This is a genomic window from Acaryochloris sp. 'Moss Beach', assembly GCF_021497025.1.
Lineage (GTDB): Bacteria > Cyanobacteriota > Cyanobacteriia > Thermosynechococcales > Thermosynechococcaceae > Acaryochloris > Acaryochloris marina_A.
The window spans coordinates 2,376,740-2,396,832 of the sequence record NZ_CP071717.1 but is presented as its reverse complement, the minus strand read 5'-3'; the positions used below and the strand labels follow the sequence as shown (position 1 = coordinate 2,396,832).

Annotated in this window: 21 protein-coding genes and 1 riboswitch; of the genes, 13 read left to right on the top strand and 8 right to left on the bottom strand. The window is 49.5% G+C overall.

Features of this window, described 5'->3' with window-relative positions; genetic code table 11:
* Positions 1-67: 67 nt before the first annotated feature.
* Positions 68-1,918: a DUF3685 domain-containing protein gene (locus HRE53_RS11115; protein WP_235110490.1), complete on the bottom strand. Its 1,851-nt coding sequence runs from the start codon at positions 1,916-1,918 to the stop codon at positions 68-70.
* 132 nt (positions 1,919-2,050) lie between these two features.
* Here HRE53_RS11115 and HRE53_RS11110 point away from each other — a divergent pair, with 132 nt between their 5' ends.
* The 4 genes from HRE53_RS11110 (at position 2,051) to HRE53_RS11095 (ending at position 7,309) form a co-directional block, all read left to right on the top strand.
* Positions 2,051-2,743 carry a rhomboid family intramembrane serine protease gene (locus tag HRE53_RS11110; RefSeq protein ID WP_235110487.1) on the top strand — a complete coding sequence of 231 codons (693 nt, stop codon included), beginning with the start codon at positions 2,051-2,053 and terminating at the stop codon, positions 2,741-2,743.
* A 23-nt stretch (positions 2,744-2,766) separates the two neighbouring features.
* Positions 2,767-3,975: a hypothetical protein gene (locus tag HRE53_RS11105; RefSeq protein ID WP_235110485.1), complete on the top strand. Its 1,209-nt coding sequence runs from the start codon at positions 2,767-2,769 to the stop codon at positions 3,973-3,975.
* A 374-nt stretch (positions 3,976-4,349) separates the two neighbouring features.
* Entirely contained in the window at positions 4,350-4,775 is a 426-nt protein-coding gene (locus HRE53_RS11100; RefSeq protein ID WP_235110483.1) for an endonuclease domain-containing protein, read from the top strand.
* 227 nt (positions 4,776-5,002) lie between these two features.
* On the top strand, positions 5,003-7,309 hold the full coding sequence (locus HRE53_RS11095) for a GUN4 domain-containing protein (protein WP_235110481.1): 2,307 nt from the start codon (positions 5,003-5,005) through the stop codon (positions 7,307-7,309).
* 95 nt (positions 7,310-7,404) lie between these two features.
* Here HRE53_RS11095 and HRE53_RS11090 read toward each other — a convergent pair whose 3' ends face one another.
* Both HRE53_RS11090 and HRE53_RS11085 read right to left on the bottom strand, forming a co-directional pair.
* On the bottom strand, positions 7,405-8,184 hold the full coding sequence (locus HRE53_RS11090; protein WP_235110479.1) for a transposase: 780 nt from the start codon (positions 8,182-8,184) through the stop codon (positions 7,405-7,407).
* Between the two features lie 170 nt (positions 8,185-8,354).
* Positions 8,355-9,062: an HlyD family secretion protein gene (locus tag HRE53_RS11085; RefSeq protein WP_235110477.1), complete on the bottom strand. Its 708-nt coding sequence runs from the start codon at positions 9,060-9,062 to the stop codon at positions 8,355-8,357.
* Between the two features lie 119 nt (positions 9,063-9,181).
* Between HRE53_RS11085 and HRE53_RS11080 the strand changes: the two genes are divergently transcribed.
* The 4 genes from HRE53_RS11080 (at position 9,182) to HRE53_RS11065 (ending at position 12,435) form a co-directional block, all read left to right on the top strand.
* Positions 9,182-9,730 (top strand): PadR family transcriptional regulator, encoded by a 549-nt coding sequence (locus tag HRE53_RS11080; protein ID WP_235110475.1) that lies wholly within the window; start codon positions 9,182-9,184, stop codon positions 9,728-9,730.
* Between the two features lie 255 nt (positions 9,731-9,985).
* Complete coding sequence (locus tag HRE53_RS11075; RefSeq protein WP_235110473.1) at positions 9,986-10,951, top strand: hypothetical protein; 966 nt, start codon at positions 9,986-9,988, stop codon at positions 10,949-10,951.
* Positions 10,952-11,240: 289 nt separating this feature from the next.
* Positions 11,241-12,188: a transposase gene (locus HRE53_RS11070; protein ID WP_235108014.1), complete on the top strand. Its 948-nt coding sequence runs from the start codon at positions 11,241-11,243 to the stop codon at positions 12,186-12,188.
* A gap of 10 nt (positions 12,189-12,198) precedes the next feature.
* Positions 12,199-12,435, top strand: a complete 237-nt coding sequence (locus HRE53_RS11065; protein WP_235110471.1) for a hypothetical protein — start codon at positions 12,199-12,201, stop codon at positions 12,433-12,435.
* Between the two features lie 168 nt (positions 12,436-12,603).
* Here HRE53_RS11065 and HRE53_RS11060 read toward each other — a convergent pair whose 3' ends face one another.
* Genes HRE53_RS11060 through HRE53_RS11050 form a run of 3 tightly spaced genes read right to left on the bottom strand, consistent with a single transcriptional unit; the run spans position 12,604 to position 15,070 of the window.
* Entirely contained in the window at positions 12,604-13,083 is a 480-nt protein-coding gene (locus HRE53_RS11060; RefSeq protein WP_235110469.1) for an NADPH-dependent FMN reductase, read from the bottom strand.
* Positions 13,084-13,125: 42 nt separating this feature from the next.
* Positions 13,126-13,794: a CIA30 family protein gene (locus HRE53_RS11055; RefSeq protein ID WP_235110467.1), complete on the bottom strand. Its 669-nt coding sequence runs from the start codon at positions 13,792-13,794 to the stop codon at positions 13,126-13,128.
* A 55-nt stretch (positions 13,795-13,849) separates the two neighbouring features.
* The gene (locus HRE53_RS11050; RefSeq protein WP_235110465.1) at positions 13,850-15,070 is read right to left on the bottom strand and encodes a cation:proton antiporter; all 1,221 of its coding nucleotides are present in this window, start codon (positions 15,068-15,070) and stop codon (positions 13,850-13,852) included.
* Positions 15,071-15,311: 241 nt separating this feature from the next.
* Here HRE53_RS11050 and HRE53_RS11045 point away from each other — a divergent pair, with 241 nt between their 5' ends.
* Both HRE53_RS11045 and HRE53_RS34790 read left to right on the top strand, forming a co-directional pair.
* Entirely contained in the window at positions 15,312-15,638 is a 327-nt protein-coding gene (locus HRE53_RS11045) for a zinc ribbon domain-containing protein (protein WP_235110464.1), read from the top strand.
* A gap of 99 nt (positions 15,639-15,737) precedes the next feature.
* Positions 15,738-16,358, top strand: a complete 621-nt coding sequence (locus tag HRE53_RS34790) for an FHA domain-containing protein (protein ID WP_304518425.1) — start codon at positions 15,738-15,740, stop codon at positions 16,356-16,358.
* A 39-nt stretch (positions 16,359-16,397) separates the two neighbouring features.
* On the opposite strand, the gene HRE53_RS11035 is transcribed toward HRE53_RS34790, so the two are convergent.
* Positions 16,398-17,570 carry an MFS transporter gene (locus HRE53_RS11035; protein ID WP_235110463.1) on the bottom strand — a complete coding sequence of 391 codons (1,173 nt, stop codon included), beginning with the start codon at positions 17,568-17,570 and terminating at the stop codon, positions 16,398-16,400.
* A 2-nt stretch (positions 17,571-17,572) separates the two neighbouring features.
* A complete protein-coding gene (hisIE, locus tag HRE53_RS11030) occupies positions 17,573-18,202 on the bottom strand; it encodes a bifunctional phosphoribosyl-AMP cyclohydrolase/phosphoribosyl-ATP diphosphatase HisIE (protein ID WP_212663477.1) in 630 nt (209 codons plus the stop codon).
* Positions 18,203-18,363: 161 nt separating this feature from the next.
* Positions 18,364-18,447, top strand: a riboswitch (Glutamine riboswitch).
* Positions 18,448-18,539: 92 nt separating this feature from the next.
* On the opposite strand from hisIE, the gene HRE53_RS11025 reads away from it, so the two are divergent.
* From HRE53_RS11025 to HRE53_RS11015, 3 genes are all read left to right on the top strand, one after another.
* Entirely contained in the window at positions 18,540-18,767 is a 228-nt protein-coding gene (locus HRE53_RS11025; RefSeq protein WP_235110462.1) for a DUF4278 domain-containing protein, read from the top strand.
* Positions 18,752-18,937 carry a hypothetical protein gene (locus HRE53_RS11020; RefSeq protein ID WP_235110461.1) on the top strand — a complete coding sequence of 62 codons (186 nt, stop codon included), beginning with the start codon at positions 18,752-18,754 and terminating at the stop codon, positions 18,935-18,937. The genes HRE53_RS11025 and HRE53_RS11020 overlap by 16 nt, the downstream gene beginning before the upstream one ends.
* 243 nt (positions 18,938-19,180) lie before the next feature.
* Positions 19,181-20,077 (top strand): FHA domain-containing protein, encoded by an 897-nt coding sequence (locus HRE53_RS11015; RefSeq protein ID WP_235110460.1) that lies wholly within the window; start codon positions 19,181-19,183, stop codon positions 20,075-20,077.
* Positions 20,078-20,093: the final 16 nt, after the last annotated feature.

The following is a 20,093-nucleotide window of genomic DNA, read 5'->3' as shown; positions in this document are numbered from 1 at the left end:
GAAGAGTGAATATACCGATCACGAGAGAATTTTAGGGAGCCCCGATGGTGAATCTACGGACCGGAGGCTATTTTTCTTGATGGCTTTTACGGCTGACGAAAATGTCTTGCCAGGTGCCGCCGACCCCTTGCAAGATGCCGCGACCAATTAACCCTAAACCCCGCCCAACCACTTGGGTAAGGATATAGACGACCCCTCGACCCAGGAAGGTAAAGGTGGCCTGTAGTGGGGGTGCGATCGCATCCCTTCCCTCCAAAGCCAAGGTGACGAAAAATCGAGTCCCTTGGAGCTGTTTCAGCTCCTGATCACGGGAGCCATAGACGGCGATTTTCTGCAGTCCAGCTTCACTAAACACGATTAATCCATACTGACTTTCAAAAATTTCTGTGGGCTCTTTAAACAACCGCCGAGAACGGTAGTGATTGGAGAGGGCATTGCGAAACCGCTCGATGTCGCGGGTAGAAATTAAAGACCGGTCGTAGAAGCTTTGTTTAATCGCTTCATTCGTAGCAAAGCGATTGAGCAACGGCTGCAGCACGCCATTAGCGACACTCACCACGAGGTTGCTCAAGAGGGCTTCTGCCTGGAGCATGGCTTCGGGAGAACCGACGGCGGACAGGGTATTGTCAACCAGTAAAGGGGCTTTAAATAGGAGATGATCCAGCAGTTCCGTCACCAGGGGGATTTTGTCGAGAATTTCCGCTTCGACAATGGCCTGATCTTGTTGGAGCACACTGACAATTTCAATATCCTCTAGGCCTTGAGTATTTACAGATGAGGATAAAGGGATGGTCAAATACTTGCCAAAAAAGTCGGCAGTGGACCCGAGCCACAGGTCTTGCAGAAGTTTGGCTCGTTTGGATACGAGTTGCGATCGCGTCACTTGGGAATAACTCAAATCCTCAACCACGGTTTCAAATTGCTTGAGCACAATCAGAAATAAATCCTGGCGCTTTTGGGCTTTGAGAATATCAATCTCTAGGGGATCTTGGGTGCGATTGGAGAGGCTAGTCGGTAGCTTAGCCAGCAACCCATCCAGCAGCACGGTGGTGATTTCTGGCTGAGCAGCGAGGTCACCCCCGTCACTAATTTCGGTAATCCGCGAGGGGACCGCCGTTAACTCATCGGTTTCCCACGGATCGACATTAGCCCAAGAAAAGGCAGGCTCCTCGGGTTCTAGAGGCTCTTCATCAGAGTCATCACTTTGGCGTTCCATATACTGGCGCACCAACCAGCTCACGGTTTGTAGTTCCCGCTCTCGTCCCTCATTAATGGTTCGCTGCCATTGGGTAAGGGCTTCTCCTTGGCGACGGCTTTGGAGCTGCTCCAGGGTTTGTTCAATTTGCTTTAACCCCGTTTGCATAAACACTTGCCGCAACAGGGTAAAGGCCGTCACATTTTGGGTGGCTATCTGGGGGGTGGCAGCGGGCTGCTGGACGATCTGGGCCTGGGCCTTCTGGGCTGAATCCCAAACTCGCTGTCCTTGGCTGGCTCGCCGGAGCTGCTGAATTAAGGTGGGGGTGTCCACACTGCCTTTGCGGCAGAAGCCTTCCACCCCTACTTGCCACAGCTTGGTGAGCTGATCGGGTTCGACGGTGGCCGATAAAACAAACAGGGCTAGATGGGGATAGCGCCTCTTCAACTGTTGACAGAGAAGGCCATTCGCCTCGACATCTGCAACGCGACTGATATCGAGAATCAGTAAGTCCAGGGATTGTGGATCGACGTCTGGGCTGGTGTCTGCTTCGGGCTGAGTCGAGAACAGCTGTAAAACTTGGGCGGGATCTTCTGCTTCAGCCACTATCTGAATATCCGGCACGGCCTCTAGGCACGCTTTTAACCCGACCCGAAAGATCGGATCGGTATCCGCTAACATGAACTGAAGGGGTTGTGTCTGTGCTGCTGCCTGCTCTGTCATGCCCTGTCCGGTTTTTAGAGCCTATGCTCCTGAAATCGCTAATCCTGGTCAGACCCATCGCTTAGTTCAGGAGAGCGACTTGGCCCCATGTAGAGAATAGTGCACTTTTAGTGGAATCGATCAAAAAAAACTGTGGTACCCCTACGCGATAATAACCCCACTCGGATTACGCCCTTTGTTACCTATGTTCTGATTGCCCTTAATGTGGTCGTTTTTCTCCATGAATTGCGCCTAGGGCCAGAGCTAGATGCCTTTTTTCGCCTATGGGCGGTGGTTCCCCGAGACTTGACCGCTAGTTTTCAGGGGCAACCCACGGGATTGCCTCATCCGGCTTGGATTACCCTGTTTACCTCCCAGTTCCTGCACGGGGGAATTTTGCATATTGCCGGGAATATGCTGTTTTTATGGGTGTTCGGGAATAATATTGAGGACCAGCTGGGCCATGTAAAATACTTGGTATTTTACCTCAGCTGTGGTGCGCTAGCTGCCCTCAGTCAATGGTTTTTTAGCGTCAATTCTGATATTCCTTCCTTGGGAGCTAGTGGTGCGATCGCAGGGGTGATGGGGGCCTATATTATTCGCTTCCCCAAGGCGCAGGTCTTGACCCTGATTCCCGTAGGATTTTTCTTTTGGACGGTCAATCTGCCTGCAGTCTTCTTTTTAGGGTTCTGGTTTGCCCAGCAGGCTTTTAATAGTGTCGCTAGTCTGAATGCACCCATGAATATGGGGGGCGTGGCCTATTGGGCCCATGCTGGCGGCTTTGTGTTTGGGGCATTGCTGGGACCATTAATGGGGCTGTTTGATAACGATCGGTCCCGCCGTTAACGTGTGAGTGTGAAGCTGCTTTTATGGTGAATATTGCTCAATCCGTCAAACTGATCGGGCTGATCGGTTGTTCAACGCTGTTGGTGAATTGCACCCTCTTGCGTAAGCAAGCCGCCGAACCCGATGCCTTTCGGTTAGAAGCAATGCCTATTGAGTATGAGTCTTTAGCCTCTAAGCCTGCTGTGCCTTTGAGCAAGGTGTTTCAGCTTTCTTTTTATGACTATGACTTTAACTGGAAAAAGGTGATCAAAACCGTTGACGTTGCGCCCCTTCAGTATCGCGGCAATGAACCCCAGTTCGCCCTTGATAATAACGGTCGAGAATATGTAACCTATCCTGTTCCCGGTCGCACCAAGGTAGAAGGTAAATCGGTGCTAACGGATACGCCGCTGAATTGGTATGGCCAGGGTCCGGCGATTGTGTTTGAGCCTAAACCGGGCACGGTGATTTTGCCCCTATTGCCCGATCACAGCTATAAGACGGTTAAAGCGGAGGTGGAGAGCACGGGGGGCAAGGTGCTGGGGATTTTTGGCACGACGTTCAAGGGCTTTACTAAAAAGAAGGAATCGATTCCCCTTAGCTATGCCTATTTCAATCCCAATCGGTTGCCGAAGAATGCGGGTAAAACGGATTTACCTGTTTATCGTTCTTCCAAGATTTCTGGGCAATCTGCCCCCAATATTCTGTTGTCGGGGCTGGTGACCTATGCCGATGGGCGGTCGGCTTATCTGGATTTCAGTGATCTGGAAGGGGAGGGGAAGACCAGTAATGAGCGACTGGATGATATCAAGGGGCAAATTCGTAAGGAGCTAGAGCAGCTTGAGGCCCAACCAGATGTGGCGATGGTCACGATTGATACCCACGGGGTGATTCGCCAGCCGGAGGATATTGCGGCGGTGTTGGAGCGGGGGGAGTATAAACGGGGTGGTCCGTTTTTGCTGCATGAGACCCAGTCGGTGGCGCGAGGGATTCGGGTGTTTGATGAGGAAACCAAGGCCTATGTGGGGTCGATGATTACGCCGTCTTTGTTGATGAAGGATTGTTTGGCGGTGGCGAAGCAAAGGTTTGGGGAAGATGCGGTGATTCAGTTTTTGGATGGGGATGCGCCTGCTGCGGCTTATTTTGAGGACTATGATCCGACTGCGGAGTTGGAGTTGAAGGATCCGATTGTGTTGAATGCGTTTCGGTTGAGGGGGGCGAAGGGATTGGAGTTGGTTGTTCAATACGATTGAGCAGTGCCCTCAGTTACAGGATAAAAATTGAAGCCATCACTCTCTGTCGTCATCATGAGTCAGGTTGAGAAGTTGGTTTGGTAGCCCGCTTTAACTCTGCATTTGCCCCCTAAATCCCCCATTTTGGGGGACTTTGAGATTTATGATTATCCTAGATGGGAGACATGCAGGAGATAGCTAGAACACAATAAGGCAGTGCCCTCAGTTACAGGACAACAATTGAAGCTATCACTCTCTGCCGTCATCATGAGCTGGGTTGAGAAGTTGGTTTGGAAGCCTAGTTAAACCCTGAATTTGCCCCCTAAATCCCCCATTTTGGGGGACTTTGAGATTTATGATGATCCTAGATGAGAGATAGGGTTGGGGGTAACAAGATGCGAGAGAAGCCAACGCAACACCACCGCATTCGCGGCACGACTCCAGCAGTCGTTGCCGCCGCACGACGACTAAGACTCAATCTGACCCCAGCCGAACAAAAGCTGTGGAAAGCACTACAAAAACGTCAACTCAGCGGCTTGAAATTCCGCTGTCAACACGCCATTGGTTTGTTCATTGTCGATTTTTACTGTCCCCAATGTCGATTAGTGATTGAGCTAGACGGCGACATCCACAATCAGCAGGTGGAGTATGATCAAGCCCGTACCGAGCAGCTCAACCAGCTAGGTTACCGAGTGATCCGATTCCATAACTCAGACGTTATGCACCACCTAGATCATGTACTTCAGCAAATCCGATATGCGAGTGAGCAAAGCATTGATCGACAATCAAAGTCCCCCAGAATGGGGGATTTAGGGGGCTAATACAGAAGATGTTGGCAAAATCAGGCATGCGAGTAAGAAAAGCATTATCGATAGTCAAAGTCCCCCAGAATGGGGGATTTAGGGGGCGAATGCAGCATAATTGAGACTGTTGACTAGAAAAGCATCGGATCTAATTGTGAGGAGTCGTGCTCTCCTAAAAAACATACCCCTAGCTAGCTTGCAAAAGTTTTGTCTTGTACTAAAGGCAGTGCCATATTTCTAGAGCCATGACCAAGACTGACAAACCTACTTCAAAACCTAAAGCTAAGGTTTCTCTCAGTGACCAGATTGCGGATGTTGTGGTTAAAGCAGTACGGACAGGTGGGGTGACGGTTGGTGGAGCAGGTGCGTTTTGGTCCTTGTTCAAAGAGAGTGATATCCCCAAAGCTGTTGCATCTGGAGTCATCGGTTTAGGGATTACCTATGGAGCCAGTTTGCTTAACCCGGTTCATAAGGGCAATCATATTCGTCTGAATCGTTGGGGAGAAACTTTAGATAAAGCCATTGACCATCTACTAGCCAAGTTCATTGGAGTGGAAAAGCGATATTTTCGATGTCAGGCTTTGGCTTGCCGTCGCCAGAAATCTGAAGGGGTGATTCAACACGATGGTATTTTCTTGCCCCTACTGGAAGAAATTTATGTCCCTCTAGAGCTGGATGCTAGCTCCTTACCAGCAGGTTGGCGGAAGTTACCTGATCAGCCTCTTGAAAAGTCTGCTCGTGATGGGGGTTGTGGGCGCAAAATTTGGGACTTACTGGGAAAAACTAAGCAAGAAATAACCTTCCGACAAATTGTGGTGTTGGCCTGGGGTGGGTATGGCAAAACGACTTTGCTCAAACATATTGCCCATACCTATGGCATGGATCAACAAGAAGATAAGTATGGTGTACCGAGACGAGTACCGTTTTTACTGGTGTTGCGGAAACATCGGGACCGACTCGCTCAGGAGCAACCGCCAACCTTACCGGAGTTGATTAAAAATCACCATATTCCAGATTTACCGGATTCGGCCAAGCTCGCCGATTTACCAGAGGATTGGGTCCAAAAGAAGCTCAATCGAGGTGAAGCGGTGGTAATGCTAGATGGCTTTGATGAGGTGGCCTCCGGGCAACGTCCGGCAGTAGCCCGATGGATTAATGACCAGATGCGCCATTACAGCAAATCAGTCTTTATCGTTACTTCCCGCCCTAAAGCCTATACTGAGCAGGAACCCGCCGACCGTCTTGAACTCTCGACCCGTCTTTGGGTGCAAGACTTTAATGCAGCCCAGCGCCGCGAGTTCGTAGAGCATTGGTATTTGTGTCAAGAACGCTATGCCAGGGGTGGGGATACAACCCCTGATGTTCAGAAAGATGCGCAAGATGCAGCAGAGGAACTCCTGGCACAAATTGAGGCGCGGCGAGAGCTGAAAGATTTAGCCAAAAATCCGCTGTTGCTGAATATGATTGTGACGTTCCATCGGCGATTCCCAGGTGTGGAATTACCCAAGCGTCGGGTTGAACTCTACCGAGAAATTTGCACATTGCAGCTTCGAGATCGACCGGGTGCGCGGAAACTGGAGACTTGTCTCATCAATTGCGAAGCCCAGCTTATCTTGCAGCGGTTGGCTTTGTCGATGATGGAAGCCCATGAAGAGCGTTTGGATCGCACTGCCCTATTAGATCGCATCGGCACCTATTTGGTACAGCAACGGGAAAAAGTTCAACCCCAGGATTTTTTAGCGCAAGTGGTACAGGTTAGTGAATTGCTAGTGGAGCGGGAACCGGGTGAATTTGAATTTGCTCATCTCAGTTTGCAAGAGTATTTGGCTGCCACTCAGATTGCTGATGATAAGCAAGAATTATTGCTTTATAAACATCTCCAGAATGATTGGTGGAAACAGACGATTTTGCTCTATGCCTCCCAGGTCAACCCTACGCCATTAATTCGGGAAGCTTTGCGCCAAGAGGCCATTGATTTGGCCTATACCATCCAGCAAGACACTACTAAACGGCTGGATTTAACTGCAGAGGAATTGGCTGCATTTGAAAAAACTACTTCCCAAGTGGAAACGTCTCGATATGCCAACTTAGAGAAGCTTCTACAAACCCAACAATGGCGTGAAGCCGATCGGGAGACCTATCGGTTGATGATTACCACAGTGGGAAAAGACGATGGGCAATTTTTGAATAGCGAGGACCTAAAGACTTTTCCCTGTGAAGACCTACAAATACTGGATCGTCTGTGGGTTAAGTATAGCGACGGAAAATGGGGCTTTAGCGTTCAAAAGCGGATTTGGGAAGACTGCGGAAGCCCGACGAGGAATGATGAGTTTGTGGATAAATTTTGTGATCGCATCGGCTGGATAAACCATGGCAATCGGCAAGAGCCAACATACGATCTCCAAAATTCTCGTACCGGAGAATTACCCTGCGTTGGTGTCAATGGTGTCAATCGTGCGGGTCGGTTAGTGCTTGGTGTTGGTGGGTGGTTTGGGGTATCTCTTTCTTCTCTCGCGCAAAGACTTGTAGACTGTAGCACGAGACAGTCCTGAGCATTTTTTAAATTTCATTTCCACATTCAGATCAACATAAAACCCGTCCTTTTAGCGATTTCTTACCTGGCACCTAGCAAACCCAATTTTTTTATCTATAACTGTATAAAATCAGGCTCATATCGAGTCTTCACCACCTCCGGGTTTAAGCAATTTGCCAACACAAACTTCATCGCCACTGCCTGAATCTCTGGGTCTACCCCATCCCAATCATCCCAAGGCAACCGAGTTTGTCCAGGGGATGGTTTATGGACTTTCCGCTTTAACCTCAACTTCGCCAATAGGTTCGTGCCCCAATAAATGCGCTTGGGTGGTTTGGGCTTGGGCTTGTACCGCTGGCAAAAGCGCCGATAAGCCCGAGCACAAATTTCAATTGTCGCTCCCAACGCCAGAAAAGCTGGATGCCATTGGCTAATTCCGTCATTGGTTAGCCGCTCATAGCTGCCATAGTTGCTGTAATCATAGAAAAAGCCCTGCTGCATCTTCGCCGCTTTCGGGTTGGCATGGATATAGCGCAGGGTATTCAAAGCCCGTCGCTTATCCGTATTCGGAAACCCCGTGCTGTGATATCGCTTTTCCCAGAAGTGCCCACTGCGATTGAGCATCCGGTTAAAACACATGGCCGTATACCAGTTCAGCCAGTGCATGATTTTGGGCAGGTCCTGGGGCTGGGCAGGTTCCAACAGGTAATGGACATGGTTGCTCATAATGCAGAGGGCATACAGCTTAAAACCATATTTGACCTGGCATTTATGAATGGCATACAGCAAGACATCACGGCATTCCTCTCGCACTAACCGGAAGTCACGATTATTGCAGCGGGTGGTGATGTGATAGCAATAGCTAGGTATCAGCGTTCGCGGATGACGTGGCATGGAGCATCTCTAAGTAACGTCTCTAAAGACGTAACAGTCACCTCACTGGCAATCTAAAACAAAGTGTTCCGCAGGTCTAATAGAACCTACTGATTTGAGATGTTGCCAAGATAAATGTCGAGCTGGTTCAGACCCCCATCCCAGCCTTGGCCAACCTGCCTCATTCATCCCTAAGCTGAGATCGCAACTACCGTCTCAGGCTGATATTGACGAGAGTTTTGAGCTGACTTTTCCTGCTCCACCCGTGTCCCCGCTAGCAATTCTTCTAACCGTTTGCGAGCTTGGCCCTGGCGTTTTTTCAATGCTTGAGCGGCAAAATATCGTTCTTCAAAAGCCTCGCGGGAAATAGCCCCTTTTTCATAGAGTTCTTGGCGGCGTTTACTTTGCTTTTCTGCCAACAAGTGCTGCTGTCCTAAATCTTCAACGGCAGCCCGAGCCGCTCCAATCTCTTCAGCTCTCGGTCCCGTCTTCAACTCTCGCAACTGGGCTTGGGCCTGGGCTTTTTGAGCCAAAAGCTGCTGGCGTTGAGCGGCTAAGCTACGAGTATCCAAACGAGCTAGGGGCATACCTTGCTGCACCCAATCCCCTTCATCCACAGCAATCTCAATCAAGGTCCCCGTCAGCTCAAACCCCAATTCACTGGTGCGATTTGCCTGGACTTCCCCCGCGTAGGTGCGCTGAATGTCATAGAAGGTAGACGGCTGCAGTGCCAAAGTAGTCACAGGCAAGATGGCCTGCCTAGGAGCAGGTCCAGTCTGAGGCGCACACCAAGTTTTTATGCCAATCGCCACTGCACTCACTCCCAAAACCACCCATCCCAAGGTTCGTGGTGATTTCCAAGAGCGAAGTCTAAAAGAAGATTGAGCGCGTTTGGGCAACGAAGGTGAGGATTGAGTTATCGTTCATATCCAACTTGTTGATATACAATTTGTTGAGTATTCAGCAATAACTTATACTCGCCTTGTTGGATATGTCAACGCCACCCCATCACCATTTCATGACTCTAGCCCACACGATTTTGACGGTTTTATCTGAGGCTCCCCACAGCGGCTATGACCTCAGTAAACGCTTTGAGGAATCGGTGAGCTGCTTTTGGAAAGCCAGCCAGCAACAGATTTATCGAGAGTTATCCAAAATAGAAACCCAAGGCTGGGTGACCTATGAACTGGTTCCCCAACAAGGCAAGCCAGATAAGAAGCTCTATCAGATCACAGATGTGGGTAAGCAAGAGTTGCTGGACTGGTATGCTCAGCCTTCCACACCTACGCCTATTCGCGAGGATCTCTTAGTCAAAGTACTGGCAGGCCCCTACGTACCCCGTTCCCTGCTGATTCAACAGGTCAAAGCGCGTCAAGCCCTCCACCAGAAAAAATTGGACCGATATCTAGAGAAGGAAATCTGTTTCCAACAGTTAGAAGCTCCAGAGCCAGCTATGCAATTCCGGTACTTGACCCTGAGACGAGGGATTCGATATGAACAAGAATGGATCGATTGGTGTCAAGAAGTGATTGATACTTTACAAGCAGATACCAGCAAAAGTTCCTAATCGAGCCGATGAGCTACTTGATGATTAGCTCAGTGACAACCCCAGCACCAAGGATGTTCTGAGTAATTTTTAGTTCATTAATGATAATTGATATACTCACATACAGTCTCCACTACCATTAGGTGACATTTCTAAAATTGGATATTTGACATCTTTAATAATAGTCCATAAACAATGTCATAATCCTCTTGAAAACATCAAAAAAGTGACCATTGTTGGGCATTTTAAGAACATCATAAATTCAGGACTTCAATAATGGGTCTGGGCTTGAGAATGAACCATAATAATTCTATTTCAAAACTCTTGGTCTGTTTGGGGCTGATTGCCGTAACGAGTTGCGCCAAAAGTCAAGCCTTAAAGCCACCATCCGGGTTGAGTTTAGATACTTGGCCAAAACGATGCCGAGCATTAAAGCTAGGTTTATCAATAGAATCAGCTACAAATAATACCTTAGAATCAGTTATAAATAATACCTTTCAACCCCGCCCAGACAACATCGCTATCAACACTAGCTGGAAACTTAACTGGTTTGAACAACAGGTTCCTATTCCCGCCACTGACTATGCTGAGGTACGGATAAGCGATCACGGTGATGATGAGTATAGTCTGATGCTGCTCAACAAAAGCAAAACCGTATTTATTATTTTGGGACAACAGCCCAATGATATTTTTACGCTATCGTCTGAATCAGAATCGGCTTCGCCAGAAGAAATAGCTCTCTTGAAAAAACAATTCGGCGGGCGAGTTAGTTTTGGAAAAATGATGAATTTGGGATATCGCCATACTTTGGATGACTTAACCTGTACTGAAGCTCGTGCGGAACAGGAAAGTCTTATCGCCATTGCTTTAAATTTGAAGGGAATCGGTTATGGTTCTACGGCAACTGTTTATGATCTGAATTCTGGCGTTGGCGCATTGCATCATTTCCCAAATGATTCAAAGGACCAGTGGATGTTTCAAGTAGATGACGGCAAATACGATTTAGAAGTATTTCTCAAATTGCCCAAGGAACATCCTCATGGCGATCTGGGGCTATTCATAGGGCGAGAAGATTGGCAGGCAGCACAAGGGGTGCCCTTATGGCTGACTCAATTAGAAACTGCATTCGCCAATCCAAGCCGGAAAAACTGGCAGGCCCTACAAATAGCTCTAAGAGAAGCCAACATGTCATCTGAGAGTCTTCAGATGATACAGGAGCTGATTGATAAATCCCCAGACTAAACCTTGGCCGATCATGGCTTAGAGTAGCTGATCGCCATTCGTCCAATCTGAAGGCCCTTTCAAGTTGACAGATCAGGAGCCGAGGGAAAAGATGCAGTCCTCCTCAGGTATCAAAGCCTGAAGAACCGATCGCAAGGCTATCTTTGTAGAGGTATCAGTGAGTTTACCCTCAGCATTGATCTTTCACGACTTGGCAAAGTTTCCCATTGAGGCCATCAATTTATGTCGCTAATGGTGTTAGTTGCGTCATGCTTGTTTCAGGTTTGTAGCGTAATGAGCAACGTCAACAATGCTTCCTTTTGTCGGCATCCCCAACACGATTAAGCAGGGCATGAGCGCTTACCGCGACTTATTTCCTCGACAAGCCGGATTTGAGCATGTGAGCCGATACCTCAGTGGCTTACTACTCAGTGAGAACAAAACATTGCAAGGGATTCACAGTCAGTTTGTCTCGACAACCGAGCAGCCCCTTTCAGGTCGTCGAGCAATGCACGCCGGGGTGTTTGAATCGCCATGGGAGCAGGAGGCATTGATGGTGCGCCACCGTCTACAGGTATCACAGCATTATGCCCCCAGAGCACGTGTAGTGATTAGCCTAGATTGGACACTGGGACATCACGAACGGAGCAAACAGATTTTTGGGGTCAAACGTCAGTACGATTATGTTGATAATTGCATGAGCTGTTATCAGACGATTCTGACCGCAGTGGCGGCAAATCGAGTGCGACAAGATGGGATAGGCGTCGCCGTGCAAGCGGCCCAGTGGGAAGCCGCAGAACTGGAGTATCTGAAGATGACCCGTCAAGGCGAGTATGAAACTATCGCAGCGGCGATGGAGCGATTGAGTGAGTTGGTGGCCTACCAGCATAATCGTGACGCCTATCAAACGCGAACGGAACTGCTGAGTGCCATGATTGAGCAAATTGAAGGGGAAGGGCAGTTTCCGACAGCGGATTATGCTTTTGATGCAGGCGTATGCGCAGCGGACTTAACGACCGTCATTGAAGGATTCGGCAAGCATTGGGTGAGTGAGCTGGCGTGTAATCGTTCCGTGCTTTGGTTCAACCAATGGACTCGCATTGACGCAGTGGCTCAACAACTTCGTAGCACCTCTGGCCAGTCGTTTCGGCACTACCGCATTCATCAACGCAATGGCGAAGTGAAGGAGATTTGGGCCTTTAGCAAAGTCGTACGCCTCAAAAAAAATCGGACGCAAACGGATTGTCATTGTTCATGAAACGGAGGATTTGAATGATACCCCTCGCTTTTTAGTGACTGACGCGCTGCACTGGGATGTCTCGCGCATTGCCATCACCTGGAGCTATCGCTGGCCCTGTGAAGTTTTTCATGAGTTTACCAAAGGCATCTGTGGCCTGGAATCGGCTCAGCTACGCAACGAGGATGCGGTCAAACGCCACATCGCTTTAAGTTGTCTGGCGCAGTCGTTGCTCCAGGATGCGCCTGTCGCTGGGGGGAACATCTGAAAAATTTAGCTTTGCAAGTAAAACGCCAAGCATTGGCCAGAAGCTCTACGGATTGACTCGTGAGGTTTTGCATCCGCTCGTACAGTTTTGTCAATCACTCTTTGAACAAGGCCAATCTGTCGAGCAAGTTGTGGAGGTAATAATGCCAGCCTAGACCTAATTATCCCTCTATAAAAATAAAGAAGTTTGCCAAGTCGTGATCTTTGCCGATATGGCTGGAATGCAGAGAATCGCTTCCTCTTGGATATTCGCCATCATCACCCGCAAAGTTTGTACCAATGATGCATTGGCTTTATCCCCGCCATCTGGGGATGGAGAAGCACTGATGACGGCGGTGGGTTTATGCATAAATTCGCCTGAAGACACAATCCAATCTAGAGCATTTTTCAAGGTCCCCGGCACACCATGGGCATATTCGGGCGTGCAAAACAGGACACCATCCGCGGCTTGTAACTGAGTCCGCCATTGCTCCACGGCTACAAGATCTGGCTTGCCTTCCAACTCAGGATTGAAGTGGGGCAATTGAGCAATACCGTTATAAATTTCGACCTTGACACCTGGGGGCGCTAAGCCAACGATGGCCTGGACTAGGCGCGTGTTTGAAGATTGCGATCGCAAACTCCCAGAAACTGCCAATATGGTTGTCATAATACTTGTTGCTCAACCGGCTGGTGAATGAGCACAACCCACTCAATACACACCAATCGTTTTAATCATCAGTTGAAACTCACCTGGACTAAACCGAGGATTCAAAGCCCCATCATATTCAAACTTACTCAACATCATTTGCATGGCTCGAATTTGTTGAGACTCAATCAAAGGCGCATCATTCACCGTCTTGGCCCGAAACACAGGGGTGAGTTGGTTAAAGGGAATACGAACCGTAATCCATTGTTGAGCCACCGTATCAAAAGAGTGGGAGTAGGCAATACTATCCCATCGATCCTGATCGCGCAGCAAAAACTTGTAGCGTTGGCCGTCCCCTTTCACCTGTAGCTCAATACCTTGATGGGCCGATAGGTTTAGGGACGGATCAAAATTGCGCGTGCGTACCGAGGCAAACCCACCGGAATTAGCCGTCGAGACATTCCCCGTAAACAGAGCAACTCCTGACTCTTGCCGCAAACCACTATTGCTCACCCCTCCCATAACCACATCATCCACCGCTCCCCAGAGCTGGCTAATATCATTGGCTTGGCTAAAGTCAAAAATGAGGTTGGCTTGAACAGGAGGTGGGGCAGGGGGCGTAAATCCAGGCATCATTTTTTGAAACCAGTTGAGAACAGGAATTTCTTCAAAGTAGGACAGAGTTTGCAGGAAGCGGCCTGCATCCCAGGATTGGCGGTTAGGTTCAGCCATAGAATTGCTAATCAGCCCAAGAGAGGTCCGCCTTAATTGTAAGCAAGAACTCCCGTTAGCCTTCGAGTTGAGTGGCCAATTTTTGCCCAGCCCATTCCGACAAAATCGGTCCTAATAGGCAAGTGACGACAATATAGGCAATCACTGCATTAAAGATATTGTCATCCACTAACCCCGCTTCTTTGCCAAATAACGTAATCACCAACACTAAGGCTGCCCGGGGAATCGTCAAGCTAAAGAGGGTCCATACTTCCATCGGTTCATAGTCAAACCAGCGACCGATCAGCCAGGCCGATATCCATTTAGACGCGACTGCTCCCCCAATAATGACCCCAGCAATGCCTAAACTGCCGGGTGCTGAAACAAATACTTTTGGATTAGCCAATACCCCCACCGACACCATAAACGCCGGAATAAAAAGACTATTGCCGACGAAATCAATCCGGTTCATCAGATCACTCTCGATGGGAATCGAACGATTTAGGGCCAAACCGGCAATAAAGGCCCCGACAATCGAATCCACCCCTAACCCCTGAGTAGCAGAGGCAATCACAAATAGCGTCGCCACCACAAAAATAAACTGTAGCCCCAGGGGAACCTCTGCTGTGGGATTAAAAAACCAGCGCCCCAGTTGCGGAACGCCCCAAAAACAGAGAGTCGCCAACAACGGTAAGCCCCCCAATAATTTCAGCCATAACGCCAACCCAATCTGCCCCTCGGCCATCGCCTGAATCAATGCAAAGCCCACTAAAGTGAGCATTGCCGTTAGCACTGTGCCTCCCACCGCGACCCCAATGGATTCTCGCTGGGCTAACCCCAAACGGGTCATACTCGGATAGGCCAACAAAGTGTGAGGCGAATACAAGATCCCCAGTAGCGCAGCGGCCAACCCACTCGACCCAGCAACCGCGATGATTCCCATACTGATCATCACCTGACCGGACACGATTCCCACAGCGAAGGGCAGGCCAAAGGTGAGCAACCCAAAAATAAGCGCTCGCATTCCCAAACGCTGTAAGTCGCTCAGATCCATTTGCAGACCCGCCAGCAACATAATGTAGAGGAGACCGACCTTTTCTAAAAAGATCAGCTGAGCATCTCGGGCAATAATGCCGAGGCCATTACTTCCCAACAAACACCCTAAAAGGATCAGCACCACCAAAGCAGGCAGCTTTAAGGGCTTGGCGATCAGCGGGGCTAGGAGCAAAATCACCAGCAGCACGCTAAAGGCATAGACCGGATCTTGTAGGGGTAGAATCAACGTCGCGATGGACATGCAAGCAATCATCCTGAGCAGGGTTTAAATTATTCTGAACTTCTGAAACCACCCGAATTCCCTTGGGTTAAAACAGCCAGTTCGTTTTGCGTTGTCGCCAATTTTACCGAGTTTTGGTAGGCAGGGAGTTTGGGCTCAAACCCCAGAATCCACCCCAGCCGGTAGGACTGTGATCAATGACATGCTAAGGCTGGGTTGTGCAGTGTATCTTGGATGAAGTGATGACAAAGTTTGGAGATCTATGATTACCTGCACCAACTGCGGCCACGCTAACCCAGAAGGGGCCATTACTTGTGAAGCTTGCTATGTGGAGCTACCCAAAATGTCTTCTTGCCCCAGTTGCCACGCTCAGGTGCCAGAAGACGCCGTTTTTTGCTCTCAATGTGGAACCTCACTGGAGCCAGGTGTTGAAGTCCCCGGTCTAGACATGGCCACTGCTCCGACTCAAGTCAATGCAGGTGCAGGAATTCCCGCCACCGATGTAGTCAGCTTTGAGACTCCATCCGCAATTCCCGCCACCGACGTCGTGGTGCCCTTGCCCGATCCCCCCAGCAATGACACCGCCTGACCAAGTCGAAATGACAGAATTTCCCGATGTGGACTTGGGATATGCCCCCCACGGAAGTGACTCCTCCGGGCAGTCTTCCCCCCTCCCCTAGCCGTCGAAATGAGCGAGCAGCCCACGGAAAATGTGATTCCTCCCTCTTCTCTGCCGACACCGCCAGAATTAGATTTCGAAGCACCGGCTCCGCCCATGCCCCCTGAAGCTTCACAACCCCCGATGCCGCCTGCGGCTCCGCCCATGCCGCCTGTGGCTCCGCCCATAGCGTTTACCCCTCCTGCACCAGAAGCTCCTCCTGCTCCTCCAGAACCCATCATTTCCGCCGCGCCGCAACCGACCACAACGCCGATTCCCGAACAGCCCAAGCCCATGCCCGTTGGTGCTACCCAACTGCAATTACCCGTGGCACGACTGTTGCATGAGCGGTCTAACTCGAATCTGGATTTACCCACCAATCTCAACTTGGTGCATATTGGTAAGCCCAATGATCGGATTCCCCCCGATATTGATGTGTCTGGCTTTCCCGATAGTGATGTGGTGTCCCGAGTCCATGCTGATATCCGGGTTGAACCAGATGGCTACTACATCGAAGACACGGGCAGTGCGAACGGCACCTATGTGAATAATCAGCCGTTACGTCCAGGCGATCGCTATCGGTTACGGGCAGGCGATCGCATTTCCCTCGGCAAAGAAGATAAGGTCGGCTTTATCTTCCATCCCGGCTAACGTCCAAGGATTAATTTCAGCAAACAGAATGCCCCCAACTCAACTGGGGGCATATTTTGTGCGGGTCTGCACTGCCACCAGTAACACCAATAAGGTGCACCCGCCTGCCAAATACAGAGGATAGCCATAGCTCGCCAAGTTGGACTGGCGAATCAGTACACCCGCAATCACGGGGCCAATACCATTAGAAATGCTGAGATAAGACGAATTCAAGCCCATCACCATACCTTGCTGCTGAGGATTGGCATTGAGAGAAATGAGGGTATTAATAATGGGTTGAACTAGGGAATTAAAGACCGAAAAGAAAATGGTGATGGAGACAAAATAGATCAGATTGGGCCAGATGGGCATTGCCAGAAAGGCCAAACTGCGAATCAGCAATGCCAAAAATAAGATCAACAGCAAGTTAAATCGTTTCGTCAGGCGGGGCACTCCGAAAGTTTGCATCAATACCCCGAGTACCCCGTAAACGATAAACATCAGGGCCAAAGACTGGGGATTTTGGTCAAGCACATTGATAAAGTAAGGCTGAAACGCGTAGGTGAAAATCGTAAAGGTCGTGCCGATCAAAAAGTTAATAAACAAAAGAATGCCCACTTTGGGAATCGTCAAGCCTGTGATTAATTTGGCCAACCCCAACTCCAACCGATGGGGTTGCGGTGGCCGCTCTTCTAAGGTTTCCGGTAAGAAAAAGTAGGTCACCCCTAGGGCGATCCCGGCGATCAAAGCCGACACCAAAAAACTAGCCCCGAGGGAAATCTCTTGGGCTCCCAAACTAATAATGGGACCGAGGACAAAGCCAACGCCAAAGGCAGCCCCAAACAGACTAAAACCGCGAGCCCGATTCGCAGGCTCGGTCACATCCGCAATCACGGCTTGAATCACGGAGTTATTGCCCCCGGTAATCCCATCTAGAAATCGGGCTAAGAATAATACCCAAGCCACTGTTGCCATACCCGCCATCAAATTAGCCAGCATGGTCCCTGCCAAACTGACAATTAATAGGGGCCGTCGGCCCCAACGGTCCGAAAGCTGTCCAATGACGGGGGTCGCCAAAAATTGGGCAATGGAAAAAATCGAGAATAGGAAGCTGGTCTCAAAATCATTCAATCCAAACTGCCGACCGTAGGGATATAGGGTCGGCAGCAGAACGGTAAAACTAAGGGAGTTGACTAAGGCAATGGCAGAGACGATCCAAACTTCGCGCTTCATGCCTAGCGTCGCCGCTCTTGGAGTTTGCGATAGACGTCTTTGATATCTACATCATGATGAGCCAATGCCACTAGGCTGTGGTAAATCAGATCGGCCACTTCTCCGGCGATTTCGTCAGCATTGTCGTCCTTACAGGCCATCACCACTTCTGCGGATTCTTCGCCAATTTTCTTGAGAATCTTGTTATCACCCGCAGCAAATAGCTGGCAGGTGTAGGAGTCGGGGGAGGGATTGTGTTTGCGATCGCAAATCACATCAAACACCTGGGACAAAGTATCAGCAGGCGGGGCAGAAACCTGGCCCTCCACCTGATGGAAACAGCTGCGCTCACCCATATGGCAGGCAATATCGCCAATTTGTTCCACCCCGACCAAGAGGGCATCACTATCGCAGTCATACCGCAGGGACTTCACCTCCTGCACATGGCCTGAAGTTTCGCCCTTCGGCCATAATTCCTGTCTGGACCGACTCCAAAACCAAGTCCGCCCCGTATCCATGGTTTTCTGCAAAGACTCGGGATTCATCCAGGCCATCATCAACACCGTGCCATCTAAATAGTCTTGAACGATGGCCGGCACTAGCCCTTGAGCGTCATATCGGATTTTGTCTACTGGAATTGCAGGAGAAGACATGAAGGAGAGCAGCAGAAAACGACTCTTTAGATTATCACCTGGGGAAGAACGATACGGATATATTCATTCTAAACGGCACTTTCAATAAGTAATTCTAATGATTACTTTTGTGAAATGGCCCAAATTCTACTTAAAAATGTTATGGTTGATACAGAAATTAAATCGTTCATCCCTTAAATCGTTTTTTAACCCTGTTCTTAGTAATCAAGGGACGGAAGTAGAGCCTTCGCTCGAAGGAACGCGCCTCAAATCTATACCCATCATTATGATCGGAGGCGAATCATGAATCTTACCTATCGCGGTGTTAGCTACGAATACAATCCCCCCTGAAGTGGATATGACTTCTAGTGAAGAAGTCGGTCAGTATCGAGGATTGGAGTGGCGCTTTAGAAATGCTCACAAAACCCCGGTAATGCAACCCAGTCTTAACTTGGTTTACCGAGGCGTCGCCTATGAAACAGGCACCCCAGAGTCAGAAGTGACCCCCCACCTATACCCCAGCACCTACTACACCTGTATCTGCGCCTGCTGTCTTGACCGTCCAAAAATATGGCTCGGTCCTTGATGACATCCCACCACCGCTGGATCAAAAATCGCCAACAAGCCTTGCTCAGTCGCTCTGCAGCTGAAGTCGGGTTAGGTGCGGATGCGGCTCAATACTGGAATCATATTCAAGGCAAAGTCCATCCTAGTTTCCGCAGGAGCTATGATCGCTCCCATGCGGCCCTCAGCTAATCTCCACAGCTTTTCTTTTTAGGGATCCATTCCTAAAACAATCACTGATCTCTTCACCTTCCCTAGGGAGGTGATTTTTTTTGACAATTCTACGTTGCACTACCCGATCAAAATGGAGCATGGCATAATTAATTCTCACCCGCAAAAAAAACTGACTGTTGTTAAACTCAGGGCAATTAAAAATTCTTAGTATTACTGTGTTCCAGATATGTAATCTTCTATTGAAATAAGTGCTTTACCATCGTGTCATCAGCTCCCAAGCCCCAACTGTTTATTCCTGCCAATTCCTGTCTTTCCCATCAAGCCCTAACAGAGGGTGGCTTTTGGACTCCATCCGTCTCGATGGCACGGTTTTCACCCTATCCCCCCCAAGGATATTACCGGACCCTAGTGGGGCAGTCTTTATGGACCCTGGGACGAGAAAAAGCTTGTTCTATCGCCTTTGACGATGTCACCCTGTCGCGCCAACATGCCCTGATTTTCACGACCCCTCTGCAAGAGTATTACTTGTCAGACCTGGGCAGCTTGAATGGCTCCTTTATCAATGAACAACGGGTTCTCCATCCCACCTGCTTACAGCATGGCGATCAGGTGAAGTTAGGCCAACTGGGTATGGAGTTTCAGCTGGCCTCATGTTTGGAGCCGTTTCAACCCCATATCCATCAAAAGCTCGTCTTAATGATCCAGCCCTCTGCCACCCAAGGCAAACTCTGGCAAGAGCTGCTTATCTACCAGGGGGTCACCGTCATTTGGGAGAAGCTGACCACCAGTGAGGACCTGAGAATCTGTCTAGATAACTATGCGCTCAATGAAAGCCGATTGCCGGATCTTCTGCTCATCGAAGCAGAGACCCTAGAACCCAATCCCTATGAGTTCTGCCGCTGGTGCCATGAGGCCTATCCATCAGTGAAGGTGGTCCTCACCTGTCGGGGGCGAACTGAAGTTCTTCCCTCTGAATTGCGGTGGGCCAAAGAACAAGGAGCAACGGATTTACTCCCGGCGTTCCGGGAAGATAATATGCTGACTCGGGTGGTGGATATGGTGGCCCAAGTCAACATTGTTCTCAAGCTCCTCGGCAGTCAAGAACTCGAACAACACACTGTAGCCACCGACTTTTTCTCGTTACTGAAAGATCTCTAAGCCCTGCTGCCGCAGC

Coding starts and splice junctions, on each gene's coding strand:
- HRE53_RS11105 (WP_235110485.1), top strand. CDS start 2,767: ATGGTGAATATTGCTCAATCCGTCAAACTGATCGGGCTGATCGGTTGT.
- HRE53_RS11035 (WP_235110463.1), bottom strand. CDS start 17,570: ATGAAGCGCGAAGTTTGGATCGTCTCTGCCATTGCCTTAGTCAACTCC.
- HRE53_RS11100 (WP_235110483.1), top strand. CDS start 4,350: ATGCGAGAGAAGCCAACGCAACACCACCGCATTCGCGGCACGACTCCA.
- HRE53_RS11095 (WP_235110481.1), top strand. CDS start 5,003: ATGACCAAGACTGACAAACCTACTTCAAAACCTAAAGCTAAGGTTTCT.
- HRE53_RS34790 (WP_304518425.1), top strand. CDS start 15,738: ATGAGCGAGCAGCCCACGGAAAATGTGATTCCTCCCTCTTCTCTGCCG.
- HRE53_RS11075 (WP_235110473.1), top strand. CDS start 9,986: ATGGGTCTGGGCTTGAGAATGAACCATAATAATTCTATTTCAAAACTC.
- HRE53_RS11020 (WP_235110461.1), top strand. CDS start 18,752: ATGGCTCGGTCCTTGATGACATCCCACCACCGCTGGATCAAAAATCGC.
- HRE53_RS11055 (WP_235110467.1), bottom strand. CDS start 13,794: ATGGCTGAACCTAACCGCCAATCCTGGGATGCAGGCCGCTTCCTGCAA.
- HRE53_RS11115 (WP_235110490.1), bottom strand. CDS start 1,918: ATGACAGAGCAGGCAGCAGCACAGACACAACCCCTTCAGTTCATGTTA.
- HRE53_RS11060 (WP_235110469.1), bottom strand. CDS start 13,083: ATGACAACCATATTGGCAGTTTCTGGGAGTTTGCGATCGCAATCTTCA.
- HRE53_RS11050 (WP_235110465.1), bottom strand. CDS start 15,070: ATGTCCATCGCGACGTTGATTCTACCCCTACAAGATCCGGTCTATGCC.
- HRE53_RS11080 (WP_235110475.1), top strand. CDS start 9,182: ATGACTCTAGCCCACACGATTTTGACGGTTTTATCTGAGGCTCCCCAC.
- hisIE (WP_212663477.1), bottom strand. CDS start 18,202: ATGTCTTCTCCTGCAATTCCAGTAGACAAAATCCGATATGACGCTCAA.
- HRE53_RS11070 (WP_235108014.1), top strand. CDS start 11,241: ATGCTTCCTTTTGTCGGCATCCCCAACACGATTAAGCAGGGCATGAGC.
- HRE53_RS11025 (WP_235110462.1), top strand. CDS start 18,540: ATGACTTCTAGTGAAGAAGTCGGTCAGTATCGAGGATTGGAGTGGCGC.
- HRE53_RS11090 (WP_235110479.1), bottom strand. CDS start 8,184: ATGCCACGTCATCCGCGAACGCTGATACCTAGCTATTGCTATCACATC.
- HRE53_RS11045 (WP_235110464.1), top strand. CDS start 15,312: ATGATTACCTGCACCAACTGCGGCCACGCTAACCCAGAAGGGGCCATT.